Here is a 22008-nt window from a genome sequence, read left to right on the forward strand (position 1 = left end):
ACGTGGCGATGGGCGAGCACGCGTCCGGGCCGCCGGACCGCGTGTTGTGCACCATGCAATCAGCGGCACTTCGGGCGCTGAGCCGGCGCGCGACATCTGGCCCTCCGTGCTCGCAGTTGTTACTTCCGGAACCATGGGCCCCGGTACGGGGCGCCCCTCTCCTCGCACCCTCTGCTTGAGCGGTAGAGCCCTGCGCGCCGCACCCTTCGCTCGATGGACACCAGATGGAAAGCAGCCGGATGGGGCCGCTCTTCGAGAGTGGCATTCCCAGCTTCGACACGCTCCTGGGTGGCGGCATCCCGCGGCGTCAGTCCGTCATCGTGACGGGGGACCCGGGCTGCGGGAAGACCCTCCTGTGCAGCCAGGTGGCCTTCCTCGCCGCGGCGCGGGGGCTGCCGGTGGTGCTCGCCACCGTCACCTCCGAGCCCCATGACAAGCTCGTCACCGAGCTGTCCGGGTTCTCCTTCTTCCAGCGCGAGCTGCTCGACGAGAAGCTCTTCGTGATGAGCGCGTACTCCACCCTGAAGCAGGGGGCACGGGAGACGCGCGACCTGCTCGTCCAGACGGTGCGGAAGCGGGGCGCGAAGCTGCTCTTCATCGACGGGCTGCGCGCCATCCGTGACTTGTGGCAGGACGAGGCGAAGCTGCGCGAGTTCCTCTACGAGCTGGGCATCGGTCTGGCGGCGGCGGACTGCGTGGGACTCTTCACCACGGAGTACCCCCTGGAGAAGCTGCTCGCGCTCCCGGAGGCCACCACCGTGGACGGCGTCGTCTCGCTGTCCGTCAACAAGCGGGCCGCACGTCGCCTGCGCCGCGTGGAGGTGGTGAAGCTTCGGGGCCGCCCGCACCTCACCGGCGAGCACCAGATGCAGATCGGCACGGACGGGGTGCGGTTCATCCCCCGGCTGGAGTCGCAGGAGCCTGGCGGGGAGGACGTGGCGCCTCCCGAAGGCCGCGCCGGCTTCGGCCTGCCGGAGCTGGACGTGCTGATGGAGGGCGGGCTGCCGCTGCACAGCACCACCATGCTCGCGGGGAGCATGGGCATCGGCAAGACGCTGCTCGCCGCGCACTTCGCTGTGGAGGGGGCTCGGCACGCGGAGCCCTCCCTCTTCGTTTCCTATTTCGACTCCCCGGCCGCCCTCAACGCCCGGGCGCGGCGCATCGGGCTGGACGTGGAGCGCCACGTGCGCGCCGGCCTGCTCACCTACCTGCACGTGCGCCCCGTCGAGGCCGAGGCCGACTTCGTCGTGGACAAGGTGCTCATGGAGCTCCAGCGCCTGGGTGCGAAGCGGCTGGTCATCGACGGCCTCACCGGCCTGGAGCTGTCCATCGAGGACCCGGAGCGGCGGCGCAACTTCCTCGCCGCGCTCGCCCTGCGCTTGCGGCAGGCGGGGGTGACCGCGCTCTTCACGCGCGAGGTACCGAAAATCGCCGGGACGGAGCTGGACTTCAGCGACGCGCCCATTGCCATCCTCGGAGAGAACCTGCTGCTGCTGCGCTATGTGGAACTGCGCGGTCGCATCCACCGCATCCTGTCCGTGCTGAAGATGCGCGACAGCAAGTACGACAACCAGCTGCGTGAGTTCGAGATTGCCGACTCGGGCATGAAGGTCCTCTCGCCGCTGCGCTCCGCGGAGGGTCTGCTGACGGGCCAGGCCCGGCCCATTGGCGCCAGCATCGGGTCCACGGAATGAGCCGGGTTCTCATCGCGGAGGATGAAGAGGCGCTGCTCGAGGTCTTCGCCGAGGTGGTGGAGGGGCTCGGGCACCGCGCCCTGCGCGCACACAACGGGGAGGAGGCCCTCACCCTGGCGCGCGCGGAGCCGCCGGACCTGGTGGTCAGCGACCACATGATGCCGCGGCGCACGGGCATGGAGCTGCTGCGGGCCATGCGCGCCGAGCCCCCGCTGTCCTCCGTGCCCTTCGTGCTGCTGAGCGCGGCCCGGCCCTCGGGGCGCGAGGAGGCGGACACCTTCCTGTCCAAGCCCGTGGACCTGTCCACCTTCGAGGACGCCGTCTCGACGGCGCTGCGGCTGCGCGCTCCCGCCCCGGCCCCCGAGAGCCGGACGCCGGGCGACAAGCGGCCGGCGGTGGGCGCGATGCGCGAGGAGGTGCTCCACTGGGTGGCCCATGAGCTGAAGACGCCCCTCAGCTCGGCCCGCCTCAATGCGCAGCTCCTGCTGCGGAAGATGGAGAAGCGGGGCAGTGAGGACGAGCAACGCTCCGCCGTGGCGGTGCTCCGCCAGTTGGATCGGATGAACGGGCTCATCACCTCCATCCTCGACGCGGGCCGCCTGTCCGGGGGCAAAATGGAGCTGCGCCCGTCCTACTGCGACCTCGTCCCTTTCCTCCGCGAGCTCGTGCAGGAGTGGCGCGAGCTGGAGCCGCACGTGGAGTTCATGCTGTCGGAGGTGGACACGCCGGTGATGCTCGCCTTCGACACCGAGCGCGTGCGGCAGGTGCTCAACAACCTGCTCTCCAACGCGGTGAAGTACTGCGGCGAGCACCTCCGGGTGGAGCTGGGGCTGTCCCTCAGCCCGGGGCAGGCCGTCATCCACGTGCGGGACTGGGGCGTGGGGATACCGGCCGCGGAGCTCCCCAACATCTTCGACCGCTTCCAGCGGGCGGATGACGACCCGAACCGGGGCCATGGGCTGGGGCTGTTCATCGCCTCGCAGCTCGCGCGGCTGCATGGCGGCTCGCTGTCGGTGCGCTCCTCGCTGGGCGAGGGCTCCATTTTCCACCTGCGGCTGCCGCTACGTCGCTGAAGCCTGGCCCGCGAGCTCGCGGACGCGGGGCACGTACTGGCGGAGCGCCTGGAGCACCCGCTCCACCTCCGCCTCGGAGGTGGACGGGCCCAGGCTGAAGCGCAGGCTGCCGCGCGCCTGGGGCGCCGTCAGGCCCATGGCCCGCAGCACGTGCGAGGGCGACAGCGTCCCCGACGCGCACGCGGCCCCGGAGGACGCGCAGATGCCGTCCAGGTCCAGCGCCATGAGCAGCGCCTCGCCCTCCACGCCGTCGAAGCGCAGGTTGCTGGTGTTGGGCACGCGCGGCGCCCCGGCGCCATTCACCGCCACACCGGGCACGCTCGCCAGCGCCTCGCGCTCGAAGGCGTCACGCAGCGCGCCCACGCGCATGGCGATCTCCGGCTGCTCCGCCGAGGCCAGCTCCAGCGCCAGCGCGAGGGCCTCCGCGTAGGGCACGTTCTGCGTGCCGCCGCGCCGGCCGCCCTCCTGGTGGCCCGGCGTCAGGGCCCGGACGTCCACGCCCTTGCGCACCACCAGCACGCCCACGCCCGGAGGGCCGCCGAACTTGTGCGCCGACAGGGAGAGCAGGTCCGCGTCCACCTCGCGCAGCGACAGCGGCACCTTGCCCGCCGCCTGCACCGCGTCCGTGTGGAAGAGCACGCCCCGCTGCCGGCACGCGCGGGCGACCTCCGCCGCGGGCTGCACCACGCCCGTCTCGTTGTTGGCCCACATCAGCGAGCACAGCGCCGTGTCCGGCGTCAGCGCGGCCAGCACGTCCTCCGCGCGCACGCGCCCGTCCGGCCCCGGCGCCACGCGCACGACGTGGGCGCCCTCGCGCTCCAGTTGCGCCACCGCGCCCAGCAGGGCGGGGTGCTCCACCGCGGACGTCACCACGCGGCGCCGCTCCGGCACCGGCCTGGCGTGGAAGGCGCCGACGAGGGCCAGCGCGTCCGCCTCGCTGCCGGAGCCGGTGAACGTGACTTCCTTCGGCTCGCAGCCCAGCACCCGGGCCACCTTGGTACGGGCGGCGTCCAGCCGGGCGCGCGCGTCACGGCCGCCCTGGTGCACGCTGGAGGCGTTGCCGAAGCCGCCCTGCGAGAAGGCGTGGGCCAGGAGCGCCACCACCTCCGGGCGCACCGGGGCGGCGGCGTTGTAGTCCCAGTAGATCACGTGTCCTGCGCGCACAGCAGCGATACCGGGCGCTCGCCCGCGACGCCGAACGCTTCCTTGAAGCGGCTCACCAGCTCGCGCTTGAGCGCCTTGCGCTGCGCCGCCTTGCCGGACAGCGGCAGCCGTGCGCCCGCCATGCTGCCGTGGCCGCCTGAAGAGCCGCCGTAGTCCTCGAAGATTTCGCGGATGAGGCGGCCCGCGTTCATCCGCCGGTCCTTCACCCGCAGGCTCATGTAGAGCTGGTTGCGGTAGGTGCCGAAGGCGAGCGACCACTTCGTGCCTTCCAGGAACATCAGCCGCTCGGCCACCTCCGCCACCATGTCCGGGGAGTAGACCTCCTCCAAATCCGTGATGATGGCGGTGCCGTACACCTTCGCCCGCTCGAAGGCCGTGTGGTACAGCTGGAAGTACCGCGCCGGCAGCTCGGGGTGCTCAATCTGCGCGAGCAGCTGCTTGTTCATTCGCGGGAACAGCCACAGGTAGCTGTCGATGTCCGTCTGCGTCGTCTCGCGGCCCAGGTCTCTCGTGTCCGCCTTGAGGCCGTAGAAGAGGGCGGTGGCCACCTCCTCGGAGGGCTCCAGCCGCGCGGCGCGCAGGTACTCCACCAGCATGGTGGACGTGGCGCCGAAGTCGCCGCCCACGTCCGCGAAGGGCGACTCCAGGCTCTCCTCGCGCAGCGGGTGGTGGTCCACCACCAGGTGCGCGGTCAGCTTCGCGGGCAGCGAGTGGTTGCCCACCTTCGGCTGCGTGTCCACCAGGCCGAAGAGGTCGTACTCGTCGAAGTCGAGCTGCGAGACGTGGGAGATGGGCAGCTTCAGCACCTTCACGAAGGCGATGTTCTCCGCCCGACCGATGATGCCGCCGTAGCCGACGCGGGCCTCCACGTCCGCCCGCCGCTCCAGCAGTTGGGCGAGTGCCACCGCCGCCGCCATGGAGTCCGGATCCGGATTGTCGTGGGTGAGGATGAGGGCCTTCTTGTGGCCCTTCGCCACCCTGAGCAGTCGCTCCAGCTTGTCGCGGGCGGGCAACTGGGCCAGTCGTGGTGGCGGGGGCTCCGTCAGCTCGCCTCCGGGGGGGGTTCCGGTGGTTCGGCGGCTGTTGAAGGACTGGGTCACAGGCATGGGTGCTCTTCTTTACTTCCTCCGGCCGAGGGATTCGAGAAGCCGGATGTTCTCCCCATAACGTTCGGGGAACGGTGTCTCCAGCACACCAATGGTGTCGACGAGGCCCGGAACCTTCACGAGACAGCGGAAGGCCGTGAGCCCGAGCGCTCCCTCGCCGGGCTTCCCAGGGCGATCCCCGCGACATCCCAGGGTTTTCTGGCGTTGGCCGGGGTGGGTGCGGCGCACCCGGGGCGGTCCCACCGGGCGGTCGCACCCGTCCAGGGAGGACGTGGGCTCACGCCTCCGGCAGGGGACTCGTGAGCTCCGGTGGGCACCGCGACGGGGCGGAGGGCCGCTAGTTGTTGATGGCCTTGTACTTCCGGGCCAGGTCCTTGAAGTACTTCACCCCGTTGTCGAGCGAGTTCTCCATCGCATCCATCAACACCGTGCGGAACTGCGCCACGGGCCCCCGGAAGGACTCGTAGTACCGCTGCCGGTCGATGGAGTGGATGATGGCCGGCATGTAGCCGTTGCGCACGAGGATGAGGTTGCTGCACATGCGCCCCACCTTCCCGCTGTGCTCGGTGAACGGGAAGATCTGCAGGAAGCTGTGCTGCACCGTCGCCGCCTGCTTGATGGGATGGAACTCGCGGAACTCGGCGCTCGCGGTGTAGTCCACCAGCTTCTCCAGCGCGGGCTGGATTTTGGCGGGCTGGGCGATGTCGTGGAAGTAGGTGCGGTGCAGGGGCATGTCCTTGCGGAAGCCCGAGCGGTCCCGCTCCTTGGCGAGCTCCTTCTCCGTGCGCTCACGCCGCTCCATCCGCGCCCGCTCCGTCTGCGCCTCGGGCGTGTTGCCCAGGAACAGGTCGTGGATGCGCTTGATGGTGGTGAGGGTGATCTGCGCCTGCTTCTTGGCGCCGGAAGCCTCCTCGCGGATGTAGTCGCAGACGGCCTTGTGGTTCCGGATCTCGAGGACGACCGGAATCATGGACGCTTCCGCGTTGGTTCGGCCGGGGAACAGCGCGGCCATCAGCTCCTGGTGGGTGTAGACGACTCCCTCCAGCGCTGCGTCGTGGTAGATCCACGACATCTCGAGCCTGTCGAGGAACTCGCGCGCGGGCTGCTTGTCCTTGTAGATGTCGAGGTACTCGCGCAGCGCCTCGTTCTTCTCGTCGATGTCCTGATAGCGTTCCTTCACGGACTACGGCTCCTTCTCGCTGCGGGTCCGCCGCGGGCGGTATCCGAAGCATGCGGCCGAGCAGTACAACGGCACGCGGATTCTAGAAATTCCGCACGGTTGTAACAACGAAATCATTACAGATTGACAAGGAAGACCTCGCACGCCTGGTCGAGCAGGTCCTTGGAGAGCGCCGGCGGTATCTGCCGGTAGCGGGCGGCGTCCTTGATGAGGGACACCAGGTCGCGAGGGTGGCAGGAGCGAAGCTCCATGCTGCGGGGCTTGTAATAGTGCTCGACGAGGTACGTCACCGCCTGCTCCACGTAGGGGATGCCCGCCGCCTCGCAGACCCGGCGGAAGATCTCCCGGTACGACTCCTCGTCGGGGTTGCCGACCTCAATCTTGTACTTGATGCGGCGGAGGAAGGCCTCGTCCACCAGCTCCTTGGGGTCCAGGTTGGTGGAGAAGATGAGGAGCTGGTCGAAGGGAATCTCGAACTTCTTGCCCGTGTGGAGGGTGAGGAAGTCCACCCGCTTCTCCAGGGGGACAATCCAGCGGTTGAGCAGGTCCGTGGGGTGGACCTTCTGGCGGCCGAAGTCGTCGATGAGGAGCATGCCGCCGTTGGCCTTCACCTGGAACGGCGCCTCGTAGAAGCGGGTGCTCTCCGAGTAGATGAGGTCCAGCGTCTCCAGCGTCAGCTCGCCGCCCACCACCACCGAGGGCCGGCGGCAGAGGAGCCAGCGGTTGTCCATCTCGAATGTCTGCCGGCGGCCGGACGAGTCGCGGCCCATCTCCAGGGACACCGGCGTGTGGATGAGCCGGTCGTAGACCTGGATGATCTGATTGCCGATTTCGAGGCAGTGGGGGACGTACACCTCGCCGCCGAACATGTGGGAGACGGCCTCGGCGAGGCTCGTCTTGCCGTTTCCGGGCGGGCCGTAGAGGAAGAGGGAGCGGCCCGAGTTCACCGCCGGGCCCAGCTTGTCCATCAGCTCGGCGTGGACGGTGAGGTGGCTGAGCGCCATCACCAGCTCCTCCTGGCTGACGACGGGCGTCTCCTCCGTCTGGCTGGTGATGAGGGCGTTGTACTGCTCAATCGGCACCGGGGCGGGGCCGACGTAGGTGGTGCGGGTGAGCGCGTCGCGCGCGTACTCGCGGCCCTTCTCGGTGAGGATGAACTCCACGGAGGCGCGGCCGAAGCCCTTGCCGCCGCGCAGGTCCACGAGCTTCTCGGTGGTGAGGAAGTCCACCACGTGCTCGATGACGCCCGGCCAGGGCAGGCACATCTCGTCCGCGATGCCCATGCCCGTGCCAGTACCCGCGTAGTACAGGTACTTCAGGGCAATGTCGGCCAGCAGGCCCATCTTGAGGCCCGTCTCCTCCACCGACTTCGGCTCGGCCGGAGCGATGTCGAGGATGGACGGGTTCTCAAGCTTGAACGGATTGTCGTCGTACGCGTGCCCGGCGGGAGCCATCGGGGCCTGTTCTAGCCCATCCAGAGGGCGGCGGGCAGACGACGTGCGACTGCCGGTGCACATGGAGCCCCGTACGGACTCCGGGCAGGGAGTCAGGCCCGGGGCCCGGGGGCCCCCCGCTCCCCGGATGGGAGGAGCGGCGGGGCGGGACGTCGCTCAGACGTAGGTGAGCCACTCCGCGTAGCGGGGCTCCTGGCCACGCACGGTGCGGAAGTAGGTCTCCTGTACGAATTGGCTGATGGGGCCGGGCTTGCCGGTGCCGATGGTGCGGTTGTCCACCTCGCGCACGGGGGTGATTTCCGCCGCGGTGCCGGTGAAGAAGATCTCATTGCAGATGTAGAGGGCGTCACGGGTGAAGGTGACCTCCTCCACGGCGCGGCCGCTGTCACGCAGGAGGCGGAGCACCGTGTCGCGGGTGATGCCGTCCAGGATGGGCGAGGACAGCGGAGGCGTCTTGATGACGCCCTTCTTGTTCACCATGAAGATGTTCTCGCCGGACGCCTCGGCCACGAAGCCGCTGATGTCCAGGAGGATGGCCTCGTCGTAGCCCGCCTGCACCGCCTCGCGCTTGGCGAGGATGGAGTTGACGTACTGGCCGGTAATCTTGCCGCGCACCATGTTGACGTTGACGTGCATGCGCGTGAAGGAGCTCACCTTGCCGCGGATGCCCTCCTTGATGCCCTTGTCACCCAGGTACGCGCCCCAGTCCCAGGCCGTGACGGCCACGCGGGTGGGGTTCACCGCGCCCAGGCCCATGGCGCCGTCGCCCATGAAGGCCACCGGGCGCAGGTAGGCGCCATTGGCGAACAGGGTCTTCTGCTTGCGCAGCAGCTCCAGGCACGCCTCGACCAGCTCGTCCTCGGAGTAGGGAATCTTCAGCTGGATGATGTGTGCCGAGTCCAGCAGGCGCTGGATGTGCTCTCGCAGCCGGAATACCGCCAGCCGGCCGTCATGCGTCTTGTACGCCCGGATGCCCTCGAAGACGCCAAGCCCATAGTGGAGCGCGTGCGTCATGACATGCACGCTGCCCTCTTCCCACTTCACCATCTTCCCATCGAGCCAGATCTGGTCCGCGCGCACCGTGCTACTCGAGGTCGAGCTCATTCGAAGGTTCCTTCACATGGGGGATTTCAAGATGGGGCTGCCTGGGCCTTCTAGCCAGCCAACCCTATGAGGTCAAAGCAGTAATGGGGAGGTTCACCCGGCGTCACAATACCGGAGGCAGCGGGGCGAGCATCCTGCGAAGGAAGGGCATGTCCTCGGCCATGGCCTTGCGGCCCAGGTGGAGCGCCTTCGAGGCCAGCTCTACGTTAGGCACCACCTCCAGCGGGGACAGCGTTCGGGAGAAGCGCTTGACGTGGTGCGCGTAGGGCAGGTTGGGCGCCACCGTCATCGCGGCCAGCCGCTGCAGGGGGAGCCAGAAGGGCGTGGCCAGCCGGGGCGCGAAGCCGTCCAGCCCGAGGATGAGCGTGTTGCGCGTGCCGATGCGGCCGCGGGCCACCGCCTTCCACGCGGCCTTCGCCGGCAGGTTGTCCACCAGGCCACCGTCGATGAGGCGCGCCACGCCGTGCTGTGCCAGCAGCCCGTCCAGCAGCGAGTGCATGTTCGGGTCCTCGCGCAGCACGTCATAGTGGATGACGCCCGGCAGCGCGGACGAGAAGCCCGCCGCGTCCAGCGCGTCGAAGTCGCCGGTGGTGTCGTCTGCGCCCAGGTGGAGACGGACGGTGATTTCGGGCCGGGTGAACAGCTCCGCCATGGCGCCCATCGCGGCCTGGATGCGCCGGGCCACGCCGGCGGGGTTGAGCAGGCCCAGCGGGCTCGTGCCCAGCAGGCGCTCGTAGTACTCCAGCGGGCGGGGCAGCATGCCGCGGCGGATGCCGCCCACGGAGATGAGGGTGGGAATCGGAAGGTCCTTCAGCCGGATGCCGCTGCCCTCGGGCCCCGCGCCGAAGAAGCGCCCCAGCCCCGCGCGCAGGAAGAGGCGCAGCGCCGCCGGCAGCCCGTAGCGGCTCTCCGTGGAGATGAAGCGGAAGAGCTTCCGGAAGGACAGCCCCCGGACGATGTTGATCATCTCCGTGGGGTCGAAGCGCTCCATGCGCGCGCGCATGATGGCGAGGATGGCGCCCATGGACGCGCCCGCAATCAGCTTCGGCTCCAGGCCGTGCTCGTCCAGCAGGCTCATCACCCCCAGGTAGACGAACGCGGTGCCGCCGCCGCCACCCGTCACCAGCACCAGCTCCTTCTGGCGGATTTCGCGATCCAACGCCTCCAGCGGGACGCGCTCGCGAAGCCGCGCCGCCACCCCGTCCCGGGCCCGCGCGGCGTGCTCGCGCAAGTCCTTCACGTGCGGCACCAGCTGGTCTCTGGTGGGGCGGCGGGTGCCACCGAGCACGGGGGACAGGCGCCGCTCCACCTCCTCGCGGAAGGGCGTGAGCAGGGCGCCGACGCCCACGTCCAGCCCGCCGTGCTGCACCTTGTAGAGGCGCGCCAGCGACAGCGCGGTGCGGAGCACGGCCTCCTCGCGCGCCTCCAGGAGGCCCGGGTTCGCCATGGCCGCGCGCACGAGGTTGAGCTCCAGCTCCTCGAGCGGCCGGTTGATCTGGAAGCGTTCCTTCAGCAGCACGGGCGAGGTGTCCCGGGGCGCGCCGGGCGCCTCACGCCTGGGCGATCTGCGAGAGGTTGGCCTTCGCCTTCTCGATGTCGCCCTCGTACTTGAGGACGAGGTTGAGCGTGGAGGCCACCAGGTCCGAGGTGAGCTGCTCCGCGTTCAGCAGCGCGAGGCTCTGCGCCCAGTCCAGCGTCTCGCTGATGGAGGGCGCCTTCTTCAAGTCGAGCGTGCGGATGACGGCCACCGCCTCCACCACCTGCTCGGCCAGCACCTGGGACACGCCGGGCAGGCGCGACTTGACGATGCGCAGCTCACGCTCGCGGTCCGGGAAGTCGATGTGCAGGTGCAGGCAGCGGCGCTTCAGCGCGTCCGACAGCTCGCGGGCGTTGTTGGAGGTGAGCAGCACGCGGGGGATGTGCTTCGCGCGGAAGTTGCCCAGCTCGGGGATGGTGACGGCGTTGTCCGACAGCACCTCCAGGAGGAAGGCCTCGAACTCCGGGTCCGCCTTGTCGATTTCGTCCACCAGCAGCAGGGCGGGGCGCTCGGACAGCAGGGCGCGGAGGATGGGGCGGGGCAGCAGGAAGCGCTCGGAGAAGAACACCGCGTCGCCGGAGGCCAGCTGGTCCGCGGCCTCCGAGAGGGTGGTGGCGCCTTGCACCATGTCCCCAATCTTGTCCTTGAGGAGCTGGGTGTAGAGGAGCTGCTTGGCGTACTCCCACTCGTACAGCGCCTTGGCCTCGTCCAGGCCCTCGTAGCACTGGAGCCGGATGAACTCGCGGCCCAGGGCCTGCGCCAGCGCCTTGGCCAGCTCCGTCTTGCCCACGCCGGCGGGGCCCTCCACCAGGATGGGCTTGTCCATCCGGTCCGCCAGGAAGGCCGCCGTGGCGATTTCGGGGGAGGACAGGTATCCGACCTGCTCCAGGCGCTGCTCCGCGTCCGCCACGGTGCTGAAGGGGCGCGTCTCTGCCGTCGAAGGGGTGCTCACCTCGGGAAACTTAACCGACCCCTCCTCGGGGACTGCGGCAAAAATGCCAGGGTTCCAGTCCCCATTTCGTGGGCAACCTGCCTCTCTGCCCTGCAACCCGGCGTAACCACGTAGGGAAATATTCTGCGCACCGTGGGCACACGTCGTGCATCTACCCCTTCGCAACTCACGAAGCGAAGAGGTCAGCGGTCATGGTGTGGGCGTGGTTGAAGATGGCGATGGCGGTGGCGGTGGTCCTGATGCCGGGCGGCTTCCCGCTCCTGCTGACCTACATCGCGGTGCGGACGCTCCGCCTGCGGTGGCACAACGCGCAGGTGGAGGCCCAGAGCAACGGTCGCGAGGCTTCCCTCCGGCACGTGGTCTCCACCCTGCAGCTCAAGGAGTTGGTCCGCGAGGCACGCGCCTCCCTGTGACGTCCGCGCCCCGGTAGGGCATGGATGTCATGGGTGACCCCGAGCCCCCCAGTATTCCGGGGCGGCTCACGAAATCAGGACGAAGCACCCCTCACCCTGGACCGCTCCGGCTCACCGCCGGGAAGCGCTCCGGGGTGAGTCGTTTCCGGGGCGGGGTGCCGGGGTTCCGGCGGGGCTGCCGGACTCCCGCCTACTTGTCCAGCTCGTCCACCAGGGCCGTCCAGTCGTCGTCTTCCTTGGCGACGCCGGTGGGGATCTGGATCATGACGGTCCGGTCGGTGGGCTCGGACTCGTCGCCGCCCAGGGGCGCGGGTGCCGGAGCGGGAGCCGCGGCCTTCTTCGCGGCCGGCTTGGCAGCGGCCTTGGCCGCGGGCTTCGCGGCGGCGGCGGGCTGGGCGGGAGGGATGACCTGGTTGAGCTGCGTCCTCACGGCCAGGTCCTCTTCCTCGGTGGGCGCCGGTTTGGCCGCGGCCGTCTTGGCGGCCGGGGCGGCGGCGGCGGCGGGGGCCTTGCTCTTGAAGCGGGCCAGCTCCAGCTCGGCGACCTTGAGCGCCTTGCTCTTCTCCTGCACGGACTGCTGCAGGCGGGCCACTTCCTGGGCCTTGATGGCCTCGCGGCGCTCCAGCTCCGCCTTCTGCTTCGCGGTGAGGTCCTCCAGCTCCTTGAGCTGCCGCGTCTCCAGGTCCTTGCGCTCCTTCTGCGCGGTGGCGAGCCGGGCCGCGGACTCGTTGGCCTTGCCCTCGGCGGTGGCCACGCGGGCGTTGAGCTCCTTCTCCACGCGGGCCTTGGCGCCCTGCGCGTTCTCCACCGCCAGCTCCAGGTCCTGGATCTTCTTCGTGCGCGTGGCGAGCTGTCCCTGCAGGTCCTTGGCCTTGGCCTCCGCCTCGGTGGCGCGGGCCTGGGCCTCCTGGGTGAGCTGGGCGACGCGCTGCTCGGCCTTGGCCAGCTTCGCGGCCAGGTCGTCCGCCGCGCGCTTCGCGTCCGCGCGCTCCTGGGTGGACTGCTGCGTCTGCTGCTGGAGCTTCGCCTCCGTCTGCTGGAGGTGGGTGGTCAGCTCGTTGCGCTCGGCGGTCAGCTTCTGCTGGGCGACGCCAGCGGCGCGCAGCTGCTCCTCGCGGTCGGCGAGCGCCTTCTTGCCCAGCTCCAGCTGGTTGTTGAGGCCGGCCATCTGCTGCCCCAGGGCGTCCGCCTGGCGCTTCGAGTCGGCGGCCTGCTGCTGGAGCTTCGCCTCCAGGGCCTTGAGCTGCTCGGTGCGGGTGGCGACCTCGCGGTTGAGCACCTCGGCCTGACGCATCTTCTCCTGCGTCACCTGGGTGAGCTTGCGGAGCGTGTCCGACAGCTCCTTGCCCTTGCTGGCCAGGTCGTTCTGGAGCAGCTCTTCCTTGCGCTGCGACTCCTCGGTGAGCGCGTGGATCCGCTCCTCCAGGGTGCCCTTGGCGTTCTCCACCTGGGCCAGCTGCGAGGACAGCCGCGTCACCTCGGCGACGGCGGCGCCCAGCTCATGCTTGGTGAGGGTGAGCTGCTCGCCCAGGTCCTCGCCCTGGTTGCGCGCCTCGTTGAGCTGCGACTCCAGCGCCGCCTGGGCGCTGGCCGCGGCCTGCCTGCTGGCGGTGTGGGCCTGCTGCTCGCGCCCCAGGTTGTCGCGGGTGGCCGCGAGCTGGGCCTGCGTCTGCTCCAGCGTCTGGCTGGTGGCCTCCAGCTCGGAGCGCAGTCCGTCGCGCTCGCCGGTGAGGTCCGCGATGTGCGCGCTCGTCTCGGCGGCCAGCTTCTCGTGCGCGGCCCGCTCGGCCTCGTAGTTGCCCAGCGTCTCGGACAGCTCGCCGCGGAGCTGGCCAATCTGGCCGGTGAGGTCCTGCTCCAGCGTGTCCTTCGCCACGCCCAGGGCCTGCAGCTCCGCGGTGCGCTGGTCGCGCTCGCGGGTGGTGCGGGCCAGGGTGTCGTTCGTCTCCTGGAGCGCGCCGCGCGTCTCCTCCAGTTCGGCCTGGAGCGCGTCGCGCTGGCCGGTGGTGCTGGCGAGCTGCTCGCGGGTGTCCTCCAGCGCGGACTGCGTCTGCGCCAGCGTCTGGGAGGTGGCCTCCAGCTCGCCGCGCGTCTCCGCCAGCGAGCCCTCCGTCTGGGACAGCCGCGCCTGCGTGTCCGCGAGCGTCGCTTCCGTGTTGGAGAGGGCGTCCTGCGTCTGGGCCAGCGTCTGGGAGGTGGCCTCCAGCTCGCCGCGGGTGTTGGCCAGCGCCTCTTCCGTCTGGGAGAGGCGGGCCTGCGTGTCCGACAGCGTCTGGGAGGTGGCCTCCAGCTCGCCGCGCGTCTCGGAGAGCGACTCCTCGGTGCGGGCCAGGGAGCCCTGGGTGTCCGCGAGGGTGGCCTCGGTGCGCGACAGCGTGTCCTGCGTCTGGGCCAGCGTCTGGCTGGTGGCCTCCAGGTTGCCGCTCAGCTCGGCGATGCGCTCGTCGCGCGTCGCCACGTCGCCCTGCAGGCCCTCGATGGAGGCCTCGCGCTGGGCGACGGTGTCCTCCAGGGACGCCACGCGCGCGGTGAGCTGCTCACCCGTATTCTGCGACTGCTCCAGCTGCGAGGTGAGCGCTTGAATCTGGCCGGTGAGGTCCGCCTCCAGCTCGTTCTTGGCGGAGTTCAGCTCCTCCAGCTTCTGGGAGAGGTCGGCCTCCAGGGCGTCCTTGGCCTGGTTGAGGGCCTGGAGCCGGTCGGTGAGGTCCGTCTCCAGCTCGTCCTTGGCCTGGCTGAGGGCCTGCAGCTCGGCGGAGAGCTCCGCCTCGCGGTCCGCCAGGTGCGTCTTGACGGACTCGACCTCGCCCTCCAGCTCGCCGATGCGCTCCATGTGCTGCTGGATGTTGGCGTTGAGCTCCGCCTCGTTCTGCTCGTTGCGGGCGATGGTCTCCGAGAGCTCGCGCTCCAGGGTGCCGATCTTCGCGTCGCGGTCCTCGACGCGCTGGGTGAGCTCGGTCTCCTGGGCGTCCTTGTCCATCCGGAGCTGGTCGCGCTCGCTGGTGGTGCGCGCGAGGTCGCCCTCCAGGTCCGCCACCTGCTGCGTGAGCCGGGCCTCCAGGGCCTCTCGCTCGGCGTTCAGCCGGACGATTTCCGCGTCCGCCTGGGTGCCGTGCTCCTCGGCGGCGGTGGCGCGGGCCTCCAGGGCGCGGACGGTGGTGTCGCGCTCCTGCTCCGTCTCCTGGAGCCGGTCCTGCAGCGCCTGGATTTCACCACTCAGCTCGGCGTAGCGCTGGTCGCGCTCGCTGACGGTGCGGGCCAGCTCGGCCTCGAACTCGTCGCCGCGCTTGCCCAGCCGGGCGATTTCCGCCTCGTGGGCGCGGATGGCGTCCTGGAGCTTCTGCTCCTTGACCTCGAACTCCAGCGTGACGACGCCGAGGTGCTTCTCCAGCTTGTCGTACTCGCCGCGGAGGTTCTCCAGCTCCGAGACGCGGCGCTCCAGCTCGTCCTCTCGGTTGTGGACCTCCTTGCGAAGGACGTTGATGTCCTTCTCCTTGGAGGCGACGACTTCGATGAGGTCCTTCTCGGAGGAGAACTTCTGGAGGAGCAGGTCGTCCACGGCGGCGCCGTGCTCGCGCTCCTTCTGGAGCATGCCCTGCTGGGCCTCGTTGAAGCGGCGGAGCAGGTCGTCCACCTGCATCTTCAGCCCTTGCAGCTCCACGTCCTTCTCGTGGAGCCGGTCCTCGCCGGACAGGAGCTCGCGCTCGCGCACGCTCCAGATTTCGGAGAGGCGGGCGAGCTGGGCCTCGCGCGTCTTCAGCTCGTCGCGGAGGATTTGAATCTTGCCCTCGGGCGTGCCCATCAGCTCGCGCCGCGGGGGCGGGCGCTTGAGCTGGCGGGACTCGGCGAGCAGCTCGGCCTTGCGGTCGGCGATGGACTGGAAGGCGCGGTCGAGGAAGGCGCGGTCCTCGTCCGTCATCGCGCTGCGGCGCTCGCGCTTGGGCAGCTTGGGCGGGCCTCCGGCGCTGGTGCGCATGGGAGGCGGCATGGGCGGCGGCGCCTCGCGGGGCGAGCCGTTGAGCGCCGCGTCCAGGGACGCGTCCGACTCGTCCACGCCCGGCGGGACGATGCCGTAGCTCATGGACGCGAGCTCCCCCATTTCGAAGGGGATGACGAGGTAGCCGTCCGCGGCGCCCGGCGTCTGCCGGTGCTGCGTCAGGCCATCCACGCCCGTGTCCGAGGAGAGCAGGAGGACCTTGAGGTTCTGTCCCCACTTGCCCTTCTTGATCTGACCGCAGAGGACGAATCCGGACTGATCCGGCAGCTCGGCGCGCAGGACGACCAGATCCGGCCGACGCTTCTCCAGCTCACGCTGCGCGTCAGACGCAGTCGCCGCCATGGCCGTCTGATACCCCGCGCTCTTGAGCACGGTGGCCATGCTGAGGGCGAATTCGTTCTGGCTTTCGACGATGAGGACCCGACGCTCCATGAAGCCCTTTTGACCCGGAAAAAGTGCAGTGAAAACCGCAGCATCCTATCGGGCGCGTGGAACGCTTGGAAAGTTTATGGGCGGTGCTCGGTTGGCTGCTTCACGAGCTTTTGCCGCGAACGACGCCTTGTGCACGCGGCCCCTGGGGCTCACGGGAGGGGTGTGCGCCCTCGTCCCGGCCGGGGAAGGTGGTGGGCGGCGTGTGGCGGTCGAATCGGATGCCGTCGGGTGGACAGTAGCCGTGTGCCAGCTGCGCGAACCAGGGATTCAGAGAGGAGGGGACGGGCTCCGGCGCGGGGCCCTCGTCCACGGGCTCGGGCTCCACCTCGTGCAGCTCGGCGTCGTCCTCGAGCAGGCGAGCGGCGTTGCTGACGGAGACCTCGGCCTCCTCCACCTCGTCGCTGCTGATCTCATCCGGCTCTTCCAGACGTGGGCGCGAGTGCGCGGGAGTCGCAGAGGAGTCGGACCCGTCGTCGATGGGCTGCGCCTCGTCCTCGGAGATTTCCTCGGGCTCGTCCTCGGAGCTGGAGGACGCGGGGACCGAGGCCTTCAGCGAGAGCGCCGCGGGGCGCGAGCCGGGCGCGTCCGTGGGCGCGAGGCGGGGAGGGGCCGCCGGCATCAGTTGGGGCGGGCGCTGGCGGGGGACGGGCGGTGGCGCGGGGGCGCGGGGCGGCAGCGCGGGCGGGCGCTCGAACTCGGAGGTGATGCTGCCGCCGCGGATCGGCGCGGGACGGTCGGTGTCCGAGAGCGGCGCGCCGGGACGCAGTACCGGGGGCGGACGCTCGGGCTCGGAGGTCGAGGCGCCGCCGCGAACCATCGGAGGCAGCCCCGTCTCCGAGGGCATTGCGCCCTGGCGCAGCACCGGGGGCGGGCGCTCCGGGTCGGAGGAGGCGGCTCCACCGCGGATCATCGGAGGCAGTCCCGTGTCCGAGGAGGCGGAGCCGCCGCGAATCATCGGGGGCAGTCCCGTTTCGGAAGTGGCGGTGCCACTGCGGAGCACGGGAGGCAGTCCCGGCTCCGAGGAGGCCGAGCCGCCACGAATCACCGGAGGCAGCCCCGTCTCCGAGGGGGCCGAGCCGCCACGAATCACCGGAGGCAGCCCCGTCTCCGAGGAGGCCGAGCCGCCACGAATCACCGGAGGCAGCCCCGTCTCCGAGGGGGCCGAGCCGCCACGAATCACCGGAGGCAGCCCCGTCTCCGAGGATGCTGCGCCCCCTCGCCCTACGGCAGGGAGCCCTGTCTCGGAAGGCGTGGCGCCTCCCCGTCCTGCCGCGGGGAGCCCGGTCTCGGAGGGGGAGGAACCTGGGCGAGGCACCGGGGCCGGGCGCTCGGCCTCGATGGACGAGGAGCCCCGGGGTGGCGTGGGCAGAGAGGAAATACGTCCCGAGGGCGTCTCCACTCGGGCCGAAGTGCTTCGCCCACTGAGCAGCGCGCGCGAGGGGACGATGGGCGTCGGCTCGGGCGGCTCGTCCTTTCGGGCCGGGGGCGTGGCCGCGCGGCTGGACGAGGCCGAGAATGCTTCCTCTCGCATGTGCAGCCCCGCCGGCACCTTGATGATGGGCGTGGGGGCCAGGGGCTCATCGCGACCCGGTGGGGTAGGGACACGGATGACGGGGCTGGGGGCCGTGGGCTCATCACGGTGACCCTGGCCGGGAGTCCGAGTCACGGGCGTGGACGCTGACGGATCCTCGCGGTGACTCGGGGCGGGGCTCCGAGTCACGGGCGTGGGCTCTGGCGAATCCTCGCGATGACTCGGAGCGGGGCTCCGAGTCACGGGCGTGGGCTCTAGCGACTCTTCTCGCTCGGAGGAGACGGGCGCGCGCACGACGGGCGTGGGCGCGGGGGGCTCCTCGGAGTTCGATGGGGCCGGAGCCCGCACGACGGGCGTGGGGGCAGGAGGCTCCTCGGAGCCCGAAGAGGCCGGGGCCCGCACGACGGGCGTGGGGGCTGGAGGTTCTTCAGCTTCGGAAGTGCCACGAACCCGGATGATGGGCGTGGGCGCGGGCGGCTCCTCCACGAACGAGGACGCCCCGGCCTTGCCCGACGTGGAGGACTTCGCTCCCACGGGCTCGGCGGACTCCGCACGACTTGTCGTGGGAGCTCCCGTGTCCACGATGACGGAGGCGGGAGACTCGCTCGCACTGCCTGGCACGGACGCGGCGCTCTCACGCAGGGGCAGCCCCATCACCACGGGCGGCTCGGAGGGTTGCACCTCCAGCTCCGTCTTGATGAGGCGCGTGTCGAGCCCCTCTTCCAGCACCTGTCCCATCACCAGCGGCAGGTCCTCGCGCGGGGGCTCGGCGCCCGTGGCCCGAGCGCCCTCCTTGTCCGCGCCCTCCTTCCTGGAGGTCGGAGGCCCCTCCGGAGGCAGCAGGGCCGCGAGCCGGTTGGTGGGCGTGCCCGTCACCATGGTGGGGGAGGGAAGGTCGTCCTCGCTCCGGGGCGCTACCGACGTCGAGCGCTTCTCCAGCAGCGAGTCATAGAGGTCCAGGAGCCTGCCGCGGATGACTCCCGCGTCGAGCACCTCCTCCGCGTACGCGCGTGCCCGGCGCCCCAGCTCCACCCGGCGCGGAATGTCGCGCGCCAGCTCGATGATGTTCTGGGCCAGCGCCTGGATGTCGCCCGGCGGGAAGAAGGCGGCCGCGTTCTGGGGAATGAGCTCGCGCGTGATGGGCAGGTCCGACGCGATGACGGGTCGGCCGGCGGCGAAGTACTCGGACACCTTCGCCAGTGGGCCTCCCTGCACGCGGTTGCGCTCCACGTCGTCCAGCGGGAGCACGCCCACGTCCGCCAGCGCGAGCACCTTGGCCACGTCGTCATGGAGGACGGGGGGCTGGAACTCCACCTGGTCCTTGAGCCCCAGCTCCTTCACCAGGTCGTCCAGGTGCGGCTGCCAGTCCGCGTGCCTCGCGCCGACCAGCGTGAGCCGCACCTCCACCTGCTTGGAGGCCACCGCCACCGCGCGCAGCAGGGTGGACAGGCCCTGCCACCCCACCTGGCTGCCCAGGTACATCAGCCGCAGCGGCTGCCCGTCCGGAGCGCCGAGCGCGTCCAGGGCATACGGCTTGAGGTCCACTGGCGCCCGGACGGCGTGGATGAGGTCCTCACTGGCCCCGAGCGACTGGATGTACGAGCGGGTCGTCTGCGAGCCGGTGATGATGAGGTCCGCGTTCATCAGGCAGAACAGCTCCTGCCTGCGGATCTTCGACAGGAAGCGCCGGTCCCCTTCCGTCTGGGGGTGCGTGTAGCGCAGCTCCTGCGACGGGAAGGTCTGCGCCTCATAGATGAGGCGGTGGCCGTAGTACGCCTTCAGCTCGCACAGCGCATAGCCACCGAAGGGGTCGGTGAAGTGGGCGAGCGCATACTCCTCGCTCTCCAACTGGCGGCGCACGGCGCGCTCGAAGGCCTGGATGCGGGAGGCCAGGTCGCCGGAGCCTACCGGGACCCGCAGCAGGCGGGCACCCTGGTACTTCTCGATATGGGAGTGGTCAGGCGTCTTCGCCGACAGCACCACCACGGAGAAGCGGTCCGGAAGCGCCTTGAGGTACTCCGTGACACGGCGCGACGAGCCCGACGGACCGGGGATGACGTCGAAACTGCACAGGAGCAGTCTGGGCAGGTCGCTCAAGCGTGGGCAGGATAGCGGTCCTCATCCTGGGTGTCATCGGGCGATGCGGGGGAGGGGGGGTCGGGCGACGAACACATGAAATGCTGGCACGTTGACCCTCCACTGCCAGCGACCTAAAGGCGACCTTGCCTATGGACGACCTCAAGAGCGTGACCGTCAGCCATTTGAGAGAGCTGGCCCAGAAGCACCTGGGGGGCGGTTACAGCAAGCTGAAGAAGGAGGAATTGATCGCCGCCCTGGCCGCACACATCCCCGCCCTGGCGAAGCTCGCCCGGTTGGCGGGGATCACCGTGGCGCGCAAAAGTTCCACGGACAAGAAGGTCGCCGCCAAGGAGCCCAAGACGGAGCGGCCGAAGCCGGCGGCCTCGAAGAGCCCGGGCCGGAGTGCCGCTTCCTCCAAGGTGCGGGAGGAAAAGCCCCGGGAGCCGAAGGCCGCGAAGCCCGCAGCCCGCGAGCCGAAGAAGGCGTTGAAGGCGAAGGTCTCCTCCAAGGCGAAGCCGGCCCAGCAGGAGGAGAAGCAGGGACGGGTCTCCGCGCCCAAGCGGGTCGCGGCCAAGCGAGCGTCCGAGAAGCCGGGCGCCGCCCCGCCTGCCCGCCCTGCCCAGGTGGTGACGTTCCCACCCAAGCCGCGCGGACCCCGCGCGCCGGAAGAATCCGCCGCGTCTTCGTCCGTGGCCTCGGCCGCCGAGGAGACTGGCAACAACGCTGGGAGTGCGAGTGCCTCCGCACCGGCACCGGAAACGCCGGTAGCCGCCCAGCCCGCCGCGCCCCCTCCGCCGCCCGTGCAGCATGACGCCGAGCCGGTGGTGGAGGGCTTCTTCGTCGCCCGGGTCATGGGAGAGGACGAGGCGCGTCGACACCACATGGTGGAGGCGTCCCGTCGGCCCACCACGCCGGAGGGGCCTCCGGAGTACGACGAGGGCCTGGGGGGACTGCCGGGCGAATACCAGGACGACAGCACGCTGCTGCTCCCGAGGGATCCGCACACGCTCTTCGTCTCCTGGGACTTCAGCGCCGCCGCGAGGACGCGGGCCCTGCAGGGGCTGGACTCTCCCCGTGCCGTGCTGCGCGTGTTCGACGGCGAGAAGATGGTGCGCGAGCTGGACTGCGTGCTCGAGACTCGTGGCCACTACATCCACGACCTGCCGCCGGGCCGGCCCTATCGGGTAGAGGCGCACTTCGTCGGGCGGGATGGTCGCAACCGCCGTATCGGTCCCTCCAGCAACCGTGTTGCATTGCCGCCCAGCGGCACGTCCACGGACACGTCCATCCGGTTCCTCCGCGTCCCCACGCGCGTTCCCGAGCCGCAGCCCCTGCCAGAGGTGGTGCCTCCGGTGCGCGCCCGCACGCCCGAGTTCGAGGAGCGCGAGTACCTCACCTGGCGCCGGGTGAATCTGCCGGGCAGCGCCGGTGTGCAGGACATCCCCGAGTCCCGCCGCGAGCGGACAGGCGCGTCCGAGCAGCCCGACGCGCACCTCGAAGGCCCACCGCGAGCGCCGGGAGCGTCGGACCAGCGGTACATGGAAGCGCGGGAGCGCGCCCCGGGGGCCTCGGACATGCGCTACCTGGAGTCCGCGGAGCGTGCGCCGGGAGCGTCGGAGCAGCGCTATCTGGAAGCGCCGGAGCGTGCGCCGGGGGCGTCGGACCAGCGCTATCTGGGCAGTGAGCAGTCGCGGGAGCGCCAGTACCTCGACGTGGGCCGCGCACCGGGTGCGTCGGACATGCGCTACCTGGAGTCTCCGGGCCGTGCGCCCGGGGCCTCGGACATGCGCTACCAGGAGGGCGCCTCCCAGCCCGTCGGTGGTGCACGGTCTCCGCACCAGTACCTGGACGTAGGCCGGGCGCCGGGTGCTTCGGACATGCGCTACCTGGACTCGCCGGGACGTGCGCCGGGCGCTTCGGACATGCGCTACCTGGACTCGCCGGTACGTGCGCCGGGCGCTTCGGACATGCGCTACCTGGAGTCTCCGCCGCGTGCTCCGGGCGCTTCGGACATGCGCTACCTGGAATCTCCACCGCGTGCCCCGGGTGCATCGGACATGCGCTACCTGGAGTCTCCGCCGCGTGCTCCTGGCGCTTCGGACATGCGCTACCTGGAGTCCCCACCGCGCGCACCGGGTGCCTCCGACCAGCGCTACCTGGAATACGTGGCCCGGCCCCCGGGTGCCTCGGACTCGCGCGGCACGGAAGCCGCGCCGGGTCCTCAGGGCTCCTCAGAGGCGCCTCTCCCCCGGAAGCCGCCCTCTGGCAGCGGCCGCTCGTGAACCCGTACCGACA

13 protein-coding genes are annotated in these 22008 nt (G+C 70.4%); 4 read left to right on the forward strand and 9 right to left on the reverse strand.

The genetic code is table 11. The features are described 5' to 3' along the window. Positions 1 to 239 precede the first annotated feature (239 nt). Entirely contained in the window at positions 240 to 1694 is a 1455-nt protein-coding gene (locus G4D85_RS27585) for an ATPase domain-containing protein (RefSeq protein WP_240359524.1), read from the forward strand. Continuing rightward, positions 1691 to 2767 carry an ATP-binding response regulator gene (locus G4D85_RS27590; protein WP_164016988.1) on the forward strand — a complete coding sequence of 359 codons (1077 nt, stop codon included), beginning with the start codon at positions 1691 to 1693 and terminating at the stop codon, positions 2765 to 2767. The genes G4D85_RS27585 and G4D85_RS27590 overlap by 4 nt, the downstream gene beginning before the upstream one ends. Here the strand turns inward: G4D85_RS27590 and G4D85_RS27595 are convergent. The 7 genes from G4D85_RS27595 to G4D85_RS27625 all read right to left on the reverse strand — a co-directional run bounded on the left by G4D85_RS27595 (position 2756) and on the right by G4D85_RS27625 (position 11264). Continuing rightward, positions 2756 to 3916: a cysteine desulfurase family protein gene (locus tag G4D85_RS27595; RefSeq protein ID WP_164016989.1), complete on the reverse strand. Its 1161-nt coding sequence runs from the start codon at positions 3914 to 3916 to the stop codon at positions 2756 to 2758. The genes G4D85_RS27590 and G4D85_RS27595 overlap by 12 nt on opposite strands. Then, positions 3913 to 5037 carry a DHH family phosphoesterase gene (locus tag G4D85_RS27600; RefSeq protein WP_164016990.1) on the reverse strand — a complete coding sequence of 375 codons (1125 nt, stop codon included), beginning with the start codon at positions 5035 to 5037 and terminating at the stop codon, positions 3913 to 3915. The genes G4D85_RS27595 and G4D85_RS27600 overlap by 4 nt, the downstream gene beginning before the upstream one ends. A 337-nt stretch (positions 5038 to 5374) precedes the next feature. Continuing rightward, entirely contained in the window at positions 5375 to 6217 is an 843-nt protein-coding gene (locus G4D85_RS27605; protein WP_164016991.1) for a Fic family protein, read from the reverse strand. A gap of 116 nt (positions 6218 to 6333) precedes the next feature. Beyond that, positions 6334 to 7671: an AAA family ATPase gene (locus G4D85_RS27610; protein ID WP_164016992.1), complete on the reverse strand. Its 1338-nt coding sequence runs from the start codon at positions 7669 to 7671 to the stop codon at positions 6334 to 6336. Between the two features lie 156 nt (positions 7672 to 7827). Continuing rightward, on the reverse strand, positions 7828 to 8775 hold the full coding sequence (locus tag G4D85_RS27615; RefSeq protein ID WP_164016993.1) for a branched-chain amino acid transaminase: 948 nt from the start codon (positions 8773 to 8775) through the stop codon (positions 7828 to 7830). A 103-nt stretch (positions 8776 to 8878) separates the two neighbouring features. Further along, positions 8879 to 10294, reverse strand: coding sequence for a patatin-like phospholipase family protein (locus G4D85_RS27620; protein WP_164016994.1), 1416 nt, complete (start codon positions 10292 to 10294; stop codon positions 8879 to 8881). Positions 10295 to 10325: 31 nt separating this feature from the next. After that, a complete protein-coding gene (locus G4D85_RS27625) occupies positions 10326 to 11264 on the reverse strand; it encodes an AAA family ATPase (RefSeq protein WP_164016995.1) in 939 nt (312 codons plus the stop codon). Between the two features lie 191 nt (positions 11265 to 11455). On the opposite strand from G4D85_RS27625, the gene G4D85_RS27630 reads away from it, so the two are divergent. Further along, positions 11456 to 11677 carry a hypothetical protein gene (locus G4D85_RS27630; protein WP_164016996.1) on the forward strand — a complete coding sequence of 74 codons (222 nt, stop codon included), beginning with the start codon at positions 11456 to 11458 and terminating at the stop codon, positions 11675 to 11677. A gap of 190 nt (positions 11678 to 11867) precedes the next feature. Here the strand turns inward: G4D85_RS27630 and G4D85_RS27635 are convergent, their stop codons facing one another. Then, the gene (locus tag G4D85_RS27635; protein WP_164016997.1) at positions 11868 to 16103 is read right to left on the reverse strand and encodes a response regulator; all 4236 of its coding nucleotides are present in this window, start codon (positions 16101 to 16103) and stop codon (positions 11868 to 11870) included. A 100-nt stretch (positions 16104 to 16203) separates the two neighbouring features. Continuing rightward, on the reverse strand, positions 16204 to 19731 hold the full coding sequence (locus G4D85_RS27640) for a glycosyltransferase family 4 protein (RefSeq protein WP_164016998.1): 3528 nt from the start codon (positions 19729 to 19731) through the stop codon (positions 16204 to 16206). 131 nt (positions 19732 to 19862) lie between these two features. Between G4D85_RS27640 and G4D85_RS27645 the strand changes: the two genes are divergently transcribed. After that, a complete protein-coding gene (locus tag G4D85_RS27645; RefSeq protein WP_164016999.1) occupies positions 19863 to 21995 on the forward strand; it encodes a DUF4912 domain-containing protein in 2133 nt (710 codons plus the stop codon). Positions 21996 to 22008 lie beyond the last annotated feature (13 nt).

The organism is Pyxidicoccus trucidator (assembly GCF_010894435.1).
Lineage (GTDB): Bacteria > Myxococcota > Myxococcia > Myxococcales > Myxococcaceae > Myxococcus > Myxococcus trucidator.